The 11,838-nt window shown below is 71.8% G+C and carries 11 protein-coding genes, 1 tRNA gene and 1 pseudogene; 7 read left to right on the top strand and 6 right to left on the bottom strand.

From position 1 onward, the window contains the following. The first annotated feature begins 42 nt into the window (after positions 1–42). Positions 43–735 carry a hypothetical protein gene (locus tag GUI43_RS32040; protein WP_211326796.1) on the top strand — a complete coding sequence of 231 codons (693 nt, stop codon included), beginning with the start codon at positions 43–45 and terminating at the stop codon, positions 733–735. A gap of 31 nt (positions 736–766) precedes the next feature. On the opposite strand, the gene rsmI is transcribed toward GUI43_RS32040, so the two are convergent. Beyond that, complete coding sequence (gene rsmI / locus GUI43_RS32035) at positions 767–1,606, bottom strand: 16S rRNA (cytidine(1402)-2'-O)-methyltransferase (protein WP_247669021.1); 840 nt, start codon at positions 1,604–1,606, stop codon at positions 767–769. A gap of 149 nt (positions 1,607–1,755) precedes the next feature. On the opposite strand from rsmI, the gene GUI43_RS32030 reads away from it, so the two are divergent. From GUI43_RS32030 to GUI43_RS32020, 3 genes are all read left to right on the top strand, one after another. Then, positions 1,756–3,408, top strand: a complete 1,653-nt coding sequence (locus tag GUI43_RS32030; RefSeq protein ID WP_373861025.1) for a dolichyl-phosphate-mannose--protein mannosyltransferase — start codon at positions 1,756–1,758, stop codon at positions 3,406–3,408. A 365-nt stretch (positions 3,409–3,773) separates the two neighbouring features. Further along, positions 3,774–5,051, top strand: a complete 1,278-nt coding sequence (locus GUI43_RS32025) for a VWA domain-containing protein (protein ID WP_112700547.1) — start codon at positions 3,774–3,776, stop codon at positions 5,049–5,051. After that, positions 5,051–5,833: a peptidase gene (locus GUI43_RS32020; RefSeq protein ID WP_112601740.1), complete on the top strand. Its 783-nt coding sequence runs from the start codon at positions 5,051–5,053 to the stop codon at positions 5,831–5,833. The genes GUI43_RS32025 and GUI43_RS32020 overlap by 1 nt, the downstream gene beginning before the upstream one ends. A 46-nt stretch (positions 5,834–5,879) precedes the next feature. Here GUI43_RS32020 and GUI43_RS32015 read toward each other — a convergent pair whose 3' ends face one another. Further along, positions 5,880–6,149: a hypothetical protein gene (locus tag GUI43_RS32015; RefSeq protein WP_112581650.1), complete on the bottom strand. Its 270-nt coding sequence runs from the start codon at positions 6,147–6,149 to the stop codon at positions 5,880–5,882. Positions 6,150–6,347: 198 nt separating this feature from the next. On the opposite strand from GUI43_RS32015, the gene GUI43_RS32010 reads away from it, so the two are divergent. Both GUI43_RS32010 and GUI43_RS32005 read left to right on the top strand, forming a co-directional pair. After that, complete coding sequence (locus GUI43_RS32010; RefSeq protein WP_112581651.1) at positions 6,348–7,004, top strand: 4'-phosphopantetheinyl transferase family protein; 657 nt, start codon at positions 6,348–6,350, stop codon at positions 7,002–7,004. Positions 7,005–7,206: 202 nt separating this feature from the next. Next, the gene (locus tag GUI43_RS32005; RefSeq protein ID WP_112700545.1) at positions 7,207–7,977 is read left to right on the top strand and encodes a DUF4352 domain-containing protein; all 771 of its coding nucleotides are present in this window, start codon (positions 7,207–7,209) and stop codon (positions 7,975–7,977) included. Positions 7,978–8,042: 65 nt separating this feature from the next. Here the strand turns inward: GUI43_RS32005 and GUI43_RS32000 are convergent, their stop codons facing one another. Continuing rightward, a complete protein-coding gene (locus GUI43_RS32000; RefSeq protein ID WP_146765980.1) occupies positions 8,043–9,062 on the bottom strand; it encodes a hypothetical protein in 1,020 nt (339 codons plus the stop codon). 120 nt (positions 9,063–9,182) lie between these two features. Continuing rightward, a complete protein-coding gene (locus GUI43_RS31995) occupies positions 9,183–10,268 on the bottom strand; it encodes a Gfo/Idh/MocA family protein (protein WP_112700541.1) in 1,086 nt (361 codons plus the stop codon). Between the two features lie 59 nt (positions 10,269–10,327). Here GUI43_RS31995 and GUI43_RS31990 point away from each other — a divergent pair, with 59 nt between their 5' ends. Beyond that, positions 10,328–11,062, top strand: a complete 735-nt coding sequence (locus GUI43_RS31990) for a hypothetical protein (protein ID WP_146765979.1) — start codon at positions 10,328–10,330, stop codon at positions 11,060–11,062. A gap of 108 nt (positions 11,063–11,170) precedes the next feature. On the opposite strand, the gene GUI43_RS31985 is transcribed toward GUI43_RS31990, so the two are convergent. Both GUI43_RS31985 and GUI43_RS31980 read right to left on the bottom strand, forming a co-directional pair. Continuing rightward, positions 11,171–11,244: transfer RNA gene (locus GUI43_RS31985), tRNA-Ala, on the bottom strand. A gap of 361 nt (positions 11,245–11,605) precedes the next feature. Further along, positions 11,606–11,838 (bottom strand): annotated as a pseudogene (locus GUI43_RS31980) (divisome protein SepX/GlpR); the annotation flags it as partial.

Here is an 11,838-nt window from a genome sequence, read left to right as displayed (position 1 = left end):
CGGGGTCTTCGTGGACGCCCTCGCCGAGGGCAAGGCGGCCGGGTGGCTGCTGAACAGCCTGATCATCGCCGCCGGCAGCGCGACAATGGGCCCGACGGCGACCCGCCGGACGACGCCGGCGCTTTCTGGGCGCCCATCGAGCAGGTGCACTGGGACGGCACCCCGGTCCGCAAGGACGCGGCACCGGCGCGGCTTCGCGGCTTCCGGCTGGCGCTGCGCCGGGCACCCAGCCGCACGCCCCCACCGCCGGATCCGCTGCCCGGGCTCGCCGCGCTGGTGGTGCTGAGCCTGGTCGCGGCCTTCTTCGCCTGGGTCAGCGCCGGCCCGTTCTGGCTCGCGGTCGGGCACGCCCGGACGGGCACCGTGGTGATCGACGACTGCTCCGGCGGCGGGCTCACCCTGCGGTGCCGGGGGCTCTTCACGGCCGAGGACGGGCGGTTCATCGCCCATGGCGTCCGGGTCAGCGGCGTGCCCGTCGATCAGAGCACGGCCGGCACCGCGCTGCCGGCGCGGATGACCGGCCCGGACAGCGGCACCGCGTACGCGGACGTCGGCGTGGGCCGGCACCTGCGGTGGCTGCCCGGTCTGCTGGTGGTGGTGGCCTGCACCGGCGGCATCGTCCGGTGGACCGGGTCGGCCCGGCTGCCCGGTCGCCGGCACCGCCGCTGGGCCGTGGCCGCCGCCATCGCCGGCCCCACGCTGATCACCATCGGCTTCCTGGCCGCCGCGTGGTGAACCCGCCGTCCGGCGAACCGGACCTCCTCGGTCAGCTGTGCACGATCGTGTAGACGTCCCGGCGGCGCAGCGCGTACTCGGTGGCGACGTCGGTGATGGCGTCCCGGCGGGACCGGCCGGCGGCCTCCCGCTCGGCGACGGCGGCGCGCAGGGTGTCGTCGTCGGGGCGTTCGGCCGCGGTCACCGGGGCTCCGGCCACCACCAGGGTGATCTCTCCGCGCGGGTCCCCCTCGGTGGCCCACCGGGCCAGCTCGCCGAGGGGGCGGCGGAGCACCTCCTCGTAGGTCTTGGTGAGTTCGCGGCAGAGCGCGGCCGGCCGGTCCGCCCCGAACGTGTCCGCCAGGTCGGTGAGCGTCGCGCCGATCCGGTGCGGAGCCTCGAAGAAGACCAGGGTGCGCTCCTCGGCGGCGAGGGCGCGCAGCCGGGATCGGCGGCCGCCGGGGGTACGGGGCAGGAAGCCCTCGAAGCAGAACCGGTCGCAGGGCAGCCCGGAGACGGCCAGCGCGGTGGTGACCGCGCTGGGCCCGGGGGCGACGGTGACCGGCGCCCCGACATCCAACGTGGCACGGACCAGCCGGTAGCCGGGGTCGGAGACGCTGGGCATCCCGCCGTCGGTTACCAGCGCCACCACGTACCCGCCGAGGATGGCCTCGACCAGCTCGGGGGTGCGCCGCTCCTCGTTGCCCTCGAAGTAGGAGACGATTCGACCGCCGACGGTGAGATCGAGATCGCGGGCCAACCGGGTGAGCCGGCGGGTGTCCTCGGCGGCGACCACGTCGGCGCTGATCAGCACCTCCCGGAGTCGGGCCGAGGCGTCGGCGGGGTTGCCGAGTGGAGCACCGAGCAGAATCAGGCGCCCAACTTCGGACATTTCACCCACGGATTCGTCTCCTTCATTGCTGGGAATACCGGTATCAGGGACGACGGACGCCACCGGACACCCTGGCAGCCTACGATCGCCGGGTGACGAGTGCGTCGACAGCGCAGAGCCCGAGCGCCGATCCGGACAAGATGATCCAGATGACGGGCGAGCCCAGTGCCAACCAGGAGCCGACGCCACCGAGCGCCGAGGGCGGCGGGGTGGCCGCGGTGGTCCGGCGACGGTTCGCCACCGTCGACACCCAGGTGGACCGGTTCTCCTGGCTGGCCACGGCAGTGGTGGTGGCCATCGCGGCGATCGTGCGCTTCGTCGGGCTCTCCAGCCCGAAGGGCAAGATCTTCGACGAGACGTACTACGCCAAGGACGCCTACGGGCTGATCTCGCGTGGCGTGGAGTGGAACTACAAGGACAACGTCCCGTCGTACGTGGTGCACCCGCCGCTGGGCAAGTGGTTGATCGGCATCGGCGAGTGGGCGTTCGGCTATCAGGACGCCGATTCCAAGGTCTCCGTCCCCGGGCACCTGATGACCACCGCGCCGGAGTTCGGCTGGCGCTTCTCGGCGGCGGTGATCGGCACGCTGTCGGTGCTGCTACTGGTCCGCATCGGTCGGCGGATGTTCCGCTCGACGGTGCTCGGCTGCGCGGCCGGCCTGCTGCTCGCCCTGGACGGCTTCCACCTGGTGCTGTCCCGCGCGGCCCTGCTCGACATCTTCCTGCTCTTCTTCGTCCTGGCGGCGTTCGGCGCACTGGTGCTCGATCGGGACGCCCGCCGTCGGCGCTGGGCACGGGCCCTGGACGACGGGCTCGATCCGAGCCAGCCGGGCCGGGCCGGCCGACCGCCGACCGGTTGGCGCACCTGGCCGTGGTGGCGGCTGGCCGCCGGGGTGCTGATCGGCTGCGCCTGTGCGGTGAAGTGGAGCGCCCTGTACTTCGTGCCGGCCTTCGCGCTGCTGGTGCTCTTCTGGGAGGTCGGCGTCCGCCGCTCGGCGGGCGTCCGCCGGCCCTGGCGGGACACGCTCGTCGACGAGCTGCCCTGGCTGGTGCTCGCCGGCGTGCTCATGCTGGGCACCTACCTCGCCACCTGGTCGGGCTGGCTGCTCACCGACGACGGTTACTACCGGCTCGCGTCGTCCTACCCGGGCTCCCGGCTCAGCGACCGGCCGGTGATCGGCCCGCTGATCAATCTCTTCGAGTACCACCGCGCGGCGTACGGCTTCCACGCCCAGCTCGACGATGCGCACAAGTACCAGTCGTGGCCGTGGCAGTGGCTGCTGTTGGGCCGGCCGGTGGCGTTCCACTACGCCGGCGACGGCGTCTGCGGCGCGGCGAGCTGCGCCTCCGAGATTCTGCTGCTCGGCACCCCGCTGCTCTGGTGGTCGTTCCTGCCGGCCCTGGTGGCGCTGGTCTGGCTGGGTGTGGCCCGTCGGGACTGGCGGGCCGGCGCGATCCTGCTCACCGTGGCCGCCGGGCTGCTGCCGTGGTTCTGGTTCGCCCTCGACGGCCGGACGATGTTCTCGTTCTACGCCGCGCCGGCGGTGCCGTTCCTGGTGCTGGCCGTGGTGTACGTGCTGGGCGCGCTGATCGCGCCCGCCGGGGGTGACGTGGGTGCGGTGGCGCCGCTGGTGCCGGGTGACCCGAGTTATGAGCGCCGGCTGGTGGGCAGCATCGCGGCGGGGGCGTACGTGCTGCTGGTGGCGCTCTGCTTCGCGTACTTCTATCCGATCTTCGTGGGTCGGGTGATTCCGTACTCGGACTGGCTGTCCCGGATGTGGCTCGACGGCCGGTGGATATAAGCATCGACACGCGACGCGCCGCACAGCGCGACGGAAGAAGGGCCCGCACGCCGAAGCGTGCGGGCCCTTCTTGACAAAGACGCGCGCCCCGATCGCCTGCCACGGGGGAAGCGGGCGATTGGGGCGCGCAAGAAGAGCTTAACCACCGCGCACCACCGGCACAACGGGTCGACTTGGGTCAGATTTCCGACGGATGCTGGCCGAGCCGACACCTTCCCTCGCACAGTTGACCGAGGGTGACCCGGCGTGGACCCTGAGCGCGGGTGCGGCCGGTCAGAGGCGGTCCCCGGTCCAGCCGGAGTCGTCGGTTCCGCACGCCTGCACCCAAACGATCATCCAAAGTGGATCTCACTACACTGCGGGTCGTGATCAACTTCAGACGATCGACGGCGGTCCTTCTCGGACTGTTGGCGACCACCGCGCTGACCGGGCCGGCGCAGGCCGACGAGGAGCCGGCGCCCGAGCCGCCCCGGGTCGAGCTGGTGCTCGACGTCAGCGGGTCGATGCGCGCCGCCGACATCGACGGACGCACCCGGATATCGGTCGCCCAGCAGGCCTTCAACGAGGTGGTGGACGCGCTGCCCGAGGAGACACAGCTCGGCATCCGGGTGCTCGGCGCGACCTACCGCGGCAAGGACAAGAAGGTCGGTTGCCAGGACACCCAGCAGATCGTGCCGGTCGGGCCGGTGGACCGGTCCGCCGCCAAGGCGGCGGTGGCGACACTTCGACCGACCGGGTTCACTCCGGTCGGGCTGGCGCTGCGCTCCGCCGCGCAGGACCTGGGCACCGGGGCCACCACCCGGCGGATCGTGCTGATCACCGACGGCGAGGACACCTGTGCTCCGCCGGACCCGTGCGAGGTGGCCCGGGAACTGGCCGCCCAGGGCACCAGCCTGGTCGTCGACACCCTCGGTCTGGCCCCCGACGAGAAGGTTCGCCGGCAACTGCTCTGCATCGCCAGCGCGACCGGCGGGACCTACACCGCCGCGCAGAGCGCCGAGGAGCTGACCGACCGGATCAAACAGCTCGTCGAGCGGGCCGCAGACACGCACACCCGGGCCCCGACCGTGGTCGGCGGCACGAGCGCGTGCGACTCGGCACCACTGCTCGCCCCCGGCGTCTACGCCGACCGGGAGGCGTTCTCCGAGCATCGCTACTACCGGGTGCCGATCCGCCCCGGGCAGGAGCTGCGTGCTTCGGTGAGCATGGCGTTGGACCGGGCCGTCAACCGGGACTACGGGGTGCTGCTGCGGGCCACCGCGGCCGACGGCCGGGAACTCGTCCGGGGCGCGGACGCCGGCAGCGGGCGGGCCGACGTGCTTTCCGCCGGACTGCGCTGGTCGGCTTCCGCCGACGACGAGGACGCCGCCGAGACCGAGCAGAGCTCCGCGCCGGTCATCGAACCGACCACGGTCTGCCTGGTGGTCAGCAACTCGTTCGCCCCGCGTCCCGGCACCGCGGCCACCCCGGGCATGCCGGTGGAGTTGACCATCGACGTCGTCGCCGCCGCACCCGCACCGGACGGACCGGACCTCGGCCGGGGCTGGGTGCTGCTCGCCCTGCTCACCATCGCCGGGCTGATCACCGGTCTGCTCGCCGGTCTGCTCACCCGCTGGTGGGTCGCCACCTGGAGGGAGAACTGATGCGTACCGCACTGTTCCGGTCGACGGCGGCGCTGCTCGCCGCCGGCGTGGCCGCCCTGCTCCCCGCTGCGGCCGTCGCCGCACCGACCCCCTCCCCGGGTGCCACGCCGGTGAACCGTGCCGGCACGTCGTTCCTCACCGCCACCCCGATCACCGCCGGCCAGCCGGTACGGGTGGACGCCTCGATCGGCGACCACCTCTACTGGTCGTTCCCGGCGACGGCCGGCCAGGTGCACGAGATCAACGCCACCGTCACCTTCCCGAAGGGACGTAGCGGCGCCTCCACCTGGACGGTGGACGTCTTCGACGGGCTGCGCCGACGCCAGGCGTGCACGGCGGGAGCCCAGACCCCGACCGTGGACGCAAAGGCGTCGAACGTGGTGCTGGGGTGCACGCTGCGCGAGGTGCGGTCGTGGGCGGAGCCCTGGTCGGCCGACCCACTGCCCGGCACGTACGTCGTCCGACTCTCGGTGATCGAGCTGCCGGAGCCCGATCTGGGTGCGCCGATCGACGTCGACCTGCTGGTCGGCACCATCGCCGACCGGGGCGCCTCGGCTGACGACGGCGAGTTGGCCGCCCCGCTGGTGCCGAACACCAAGGCCGGCACGGTGCTCAACGCCGTACCCCCGGTGGACGCGGAGGCCGACGACGAGAGCGGCTCGCTCGCGGACTGGTTGCCGAATCTCGGCTCGCGCTGGGTCTGGACCGGCATCGGCGGCGTGCTCGCCGCGGTGGCCGGCGTGTTCGGCTTCGCGGTGACCCGACGCCCTCGACGTCGCTGAACGCCAGTCTCTGGTGGCCCCGCCCAGCGGCGGGGCCACCAGAGCTTCAGCTACGCCGGGAGCCGCGCGGCAACCAACCGATGAACCGGTCCTGGAGCGACATCACCGGGGCCGCGCGCAGATCCTCGGTGGCGGCGGCGAGGCAGGAGCCCAGATAGACGCTGAGCATGGCGCGATCACCCTCGTACTCCGCCAGCAACCGGGTGCGCTTCGTCGCGCACGGCCACTCGTCACCGCAGGAGCCGCAGCTCCAGCAGGGGGTCTTCGGGGCGTGTTCGTCAGCCCGCACCCCCGGCCGTTCCAGGCCATCGGTCATCGCACGTCCTTCCAGATGTCCACGGGACTGGCGGCTGCCGCGCCGGCCAGCATTGATGGTGGTCCCCCCGGAGCCATCAGGGAAGGCGCTGCGCGTCCCTCCGGTGTTACATCTTTGCGGTACCTTCGGCGGTCGTGGGAGTCGGAAATTTGACGGTTAACTCTCTGCGTCATTCCTACCGACCAGTAGGTCAACGGAATGCGTGACCTGCTGCCATCGACTGTCGCCGTTGCCGTCGCCGGGCCGGAGGACTGGACGGGCGAATTGCTCCCCGCTGAGCAGGCATGTCTCGGCGAGCGGGCGGTGCAGACCCGTCGGCGGGACTTCGCCGCGGGGCGGATCTGCGCCCGCAGGGCATTGCGCGACCTCGGCCTGCCGACGACCGCCGTGCCGGCCGCCGCCGATCGCGCGCCGGTCTGGCCGGCCGGGGTGGTCGGCAGCATCACCCACACCGCCGGCTACTGCGCCGCCGCGGCGGCGCACACCACCGACATCCGGTCCGTCGGAATGGATGCCGAGCAGCACCGCGAGGTCAATCCGGGAGTACGCCGACTCGTGCTGCTGCCCGAGGAGGAGGCAATGTGTGTTCGGCTACCCAGCGGCACCTACTGGCCGGTCGTGCTGTTCAGTGCGAAGGAGACCGTCTACAAGGTGTGGCATCCGGTCGTCCGCGACTGGTTGGACTTCCACGACGCCCGGCTCGACATTGATCCGGATGCCGGCACGTTCACTGCCCGGATCGCACCGGCCCGGGTGGACGCGGCGGGGGTCGACGACCCGCCGACATCGATCAGCGGCCGCTTCGTGATCGCTGACGGGCTGGTGCGCACCGCCGCCGTACTTTCGGCACGTTGACCTCGCCTGGTTACTCATGGCGATGAATAAAATACCGATCCACATTGGCGTTCGGTGACCGATTGAACACTGTCCACGCTGGCCAGAGCGGTTTCGGATCCTCGCGGTGGGAAGCCCTCCGGCGTGGCCACTGGACGCTCCGCCACCCACGGTAACGTCGAAGAGTTCCCGCACCGCACGTACCGAAGCGTCAAGGAGTACGGTGACCCACCCCCAGCCCCGCGTCAGGCCGCACGACCCCCAACAACCGAACCCGCAGCCGCCGACCCGCTCGTTCGCGGCGACACCGCAGCCGCCGTTCTCGGGGGCTGCGTACCCGGCGGCCGGCGGGTACACGGGCGCCGGCGGCGGATATCGGGCACCTGGTGGCCCCGGCTACCCGATCATCGCACCACCCCTGGCGCAGACGGACCGCGCCAAGAAGTCCGTCGTGCTCGTCGCCGTCACCGCGGCCGTACTCACCCTGCTGACCTGCGCCGGCGGCATCGTGGCGGTCGTCATCGGCACCAAAGGCACCTCGACCACTGTGAGCGAGGCACAGGCCACCCCGCCGACCCCACCGTCGGCGAACGGCGACACCCGCGACATGTCGCCGGGCGACACCCTTGTCGTCAACAGCTCGGCAGGCACCGTCGAGATCACCGTGACGAAGTTCAGCAGCGCCACCAAACCATGCAAGTCCCACGGACTGAAACCCGGCGAGGGCATGTACGTGATCGCCGACGTGACGGTGGCCGTCACCAAGGGCACCGCCTCGACGAACCCGCTCTACTTTCAGTGGGTCGCCGCCGACGGCACCAAGACCACAGCGATCGGTGGAGCCTTCTCCGGATGCGGCAAACCGATGCCGGCCGTCGACGACCTGACCGCTGGCACCAGACGCACGGGCAGCGTGGTGTTCGACGTGCACGACACCTCGGGCGCGTTGGAGTACCAGGACCAGTTCCAGACCGCCGGTTCCTGGAAGCCGTGACGCGCTGACGCGACGTGGGGCCGACCCCGTCCGGGCCGGCCCCACGCGGTGGGAGAGTCGGTGGGTCAGCAGCCCGTCCAGCGCACCGGAGTCAACCGGTCGGCGAGGACGTTGCGGAACCCGACGATGGTGCCCGAGTCGGAGATGGACCTCGCACCGACGACCACCCCTTCGCCGCCACCCGGCAGGACCCGGGAGGTGGAGCCCCTGGCAACGCGGTCATCACCCACCACGACGCCCTTGGCGTTGACATCGGTCACTGCCGGCATTTCCTGGTCGAGCAACGTGTGCGAGCCGTTCCGAAGGTCCCACCGCACGCCAGTCGAGCTGGTGCCGCCGTCCAGCCATACCTGGCCGATCGCCCAGCGGCCCGCCGCCGCGCCGGCCGTGCTCCACTCGGCGCCGGGGAACGTGAGCGCGTCGATCCGGCCGTTCGGCCGGCGGACCCAGCTGTTCCAGTCTCCGAAGGGCCCGGCGCTGCCGACGATGGTCCCGTTGTCAGTGATCCCACCTGCCTGGGCGTCGACCGGCGCGTCGAGCACCTCGACAGTGCCCGGACGGGCGGCCGGCCAGCGCAGCGCGACCAGTTCCCCGGGGACGATGTCGGAGCCGTAGCCGACGATGTCGCCGGCATCGTTGATGGCGCTGACGAAGATGCCGGTGGACGGCAGCACCGGCAACTGCTCGAGCTTGCCGTCGCGGTACCTCCACGGCTGCCCGTAGCCGGTCTCCGCCGATCCGTTGCCGATCACGACGCCGTCGGCGTTGATGTCGACGGGGGTGGCCGAGGCCTCCGACTCCAGCTCGGTGACCCGCTGCCCGTCCCAGAACAGCAGCAGGTACTGGTTGTCGGTCTCACCGACCCGCAGCGCGGTGCCCGCGACGTAGCGACCCGTCGGGTCGACCGCGTTAGCGTCGGCGCGATAGGTGTCGGTCGGGTACGGCAGCGTACTGATCTTGCAGGTGCGGAGGGCCGCCCCGCCGGGCGCGGCGGTCGCGGTCGCGGAGACAGCGACGCCAAGAGAGGTGGCCAGCAGACCGGTTGCGGTGGCTGCGAGCATCCGGCGTCGAGTGCTTCGATTCATCCTTGCTCCCCGTGTGCAGCCCGGGTACTCCCGGGCATTCGGTTGATACTCGGCTCCACAGGTGAGCTGGCTTCCCGGTTGCGTACTGTCAGCCAAGGGACAGAAGTGGATCCGCCGGAGCTACCGTCCCCATGCCTCGGTGGCGGTGACGACCGGCTGGCCGGCGCGTATTGATTCTTCGATGGCGAGGCTGATCAGGTGGTCCTGGCAGGCCTCGGCGAGGGGATACGGAGCAGGGCCCTCCTCCCGCGCCCACGCCCCGGCGCGGGCGACGATGTCGGCCACCGCGATGTCGTCGTCGGACATCCCGCTGCCGACGAACGGATTGCGGTAGACCACGTCGCCGTCGAAGCTGATGTGCTTGAGGTCGAGCCCCTCCAGGTTGAGGTCGAGACCGGTCTGCCGCCGGGTCAGGAACGACTCCACCGGCGTGCTCGGGTCGACCAGGCGGACCACCCGGTCGTCCACCAGCTCACCGCGCGAGCCCCGGACCACCAACCGGCGGGTGCGCAGCGGGTTCCACCACTGGTTGTCGGTGAAGTCGTACAACCCCATCCGCCCGCCGAAGTCGATGGTCGCGAGGGTGGTGGAGAGCTGCTGCGGGGTGTCGTCGCCGCTCCAGCCGGCCGGCGAGAGCGGGTTGGCCAGCGGCGCGACGAAGGCCCGCGCGCTCACCTCGGCGCTCTCGTGACCGACGCCGAGCAGACCCCGGATCAGGGAGACCGCGTGGTACAGGTGGGTCGAGGAGATCTGGACCGAGGTCGGTTCACCGAGCACCCCGGCGCGGACCAACGCCAGCCGAGCCGCGTGCCCGGGCATCAGCAGGTACTGCTCGGCGACCTGCACCAGGCCGCTGCCTCCGACGTCGGCCCAGAGCGAGCGCAGACCCGCCAGGTCGGGGGCGGGCGGCGTCTCGGCGAGCACCGGTACGCCGACAGCGACCAACTCCCGGGTCGCCTCTGGTGTCACCGGCCACGGCACCGACACGATGACGAAGTCCGGCCGCTCGCGGGCGAGCAACTCGCCCGTCGTGCGAAAGCTCGGCACACCCCAGTCGGCCGTCACGGCAGCTCCGCGCGATTCGGTACGCGTCACCACCCCGGTCACCCGGAACCGCTCGGGGAGCAGCCGGGCCAGGCGAAGGAAGAACTCACCCCGCCAGCCACTGCCGATGATGCCGAACCGGGTCTGGGCCACCGAAGTCATCTGGGCTCCTCACGTTGGGGTCCGGATGCTAACCGTTCTCCTTCGCTACGGTTGTGCTGATGACCACCGAGCCGTTGCGCGCCGTGCCCGTGCTGATGCCCGACGCGGGACCGTCCCTGGACTACTACCTGGTCCTACCTCGACTCAACAACCACGGCCCGGCCACCACTGTGGAAGGGATCGTCGTCGAGGAGTTCACCCGCCACCACGACTTCACCACGACGGGGCTGGACAGCGCCGGCTGGACGCCGGAGGCCGGCTGGTGGAGTTCCGCCGCGCTGAGCCGCGGCATGCGCACCGACCCCGAGGTGCTGGCGCGGGTGCTCCCCACGTCCCGCCGGGAGGCCGAGGACGTCCACCGCGCGCTCGGTGGTGGGCAACTGCCGGACGAGCCGCTGCTTCGTACGCACTTCCTCGACCATCAACCGATCGCCACCGCCCCGCCGCTGCGGCTCGGCCCGGCGCAGCCACCGGCCGGCTTCCACGAACGGCGGGTGTACCGGGTCCTCTTCGCCAAGGATCTCCGCGCCGAGCAGGTGGCGAGCCTCCGGACGGCCTGGCGGTCACCGGCGGGCGGCACTGTCGCGTCCGCCGCGAGCGGTCGTCTCGTCGAGCACGGCGACCAGTTCACCTGGGATCTGCGCCGGGTCGGCCACTCCCTGGCCTGGTGCCTCGACGTGACCGCGCTGCTGAGGACCGATGGCACCGCGGCGCTCGGCTCGAGCCTGTCCGAGCTGACGAACGTCCTGCGACAGCACGGCTTGATACCGGTGACGACCGAACGCTTCGCCTAGGTGGATCAACGTCTGGTCTACCCGGCGGGGACGTCGGAAGGTCGGTCACGCACCCGGAAGATCGCAAAAGGCCGTCTCCGACTCGCGGAAACGGCCTTTGACCTGGGGTGGAGCTGAGGGGATTTGAACCCCTGACCCCCTCGATGCGAACGAGGTGCGCTACCAGTCTGCGCCACAGCCCCCCGCCGGCGAACCGGCTTCGGTCCCACCCGGCTTACACCGGGCGGGCCGGCAGCAAGGCTAACAGGTCGTCGGCCTTCACCGCGAATCCGCCCCCTGCCCGGGCCCTGCGACCCGCCCGAAGATCGACTCGGGTTCCTGGAAACCGGGGCATCCCGGACGCCACAACCACCCGACTTCCAGGAACCCGAGTCGATCAAGCCGGCCGGGCACGGCTGGGACCGAGGCACGGCCAGGACCGGGGCACGGCCAGGACCGAGGCACAGCCAAGCCCGGGGCACGGCCAGGACCGAGGCACGGCCGGGACCGAGCCACGGCCAAGCCCGGGGCACGGCCGGAACCAAGGCACGGCCGAGACCCGCGTCAGGCGCCTCGGCCGGCCTCGTAGGGACGACCGCGCAGGCCGCCCGACCGCCGGTACGAGACCGATCCGCCGTTGACCGCCGCCGGCAGGTCTCCCGGACGGTCCAGGCCCATGGCGGCTCGGCGTACCCCTTCGCGCTGGGCGGCGAGGCGGCGCTGCGCCTCCCGGCGGGCCGCGGCCCGGCGGGCCTGCTCCCGGCGCACCTCGGCCTGCCGGGCGGCCAACCAGGCGG

Source organism: Micromonospora noduli, from assembly GCF_003264365.1.
Classification (GTDB): Bacteria; Actinomycetota; Actinomycetes; order Mycobacteriales; family Micromonosporaceae; genus Micromonospora; species Micromonospora noduli.
This window is presented reverse-complemented; position numbering and strand designations above follow the sequence as displayed.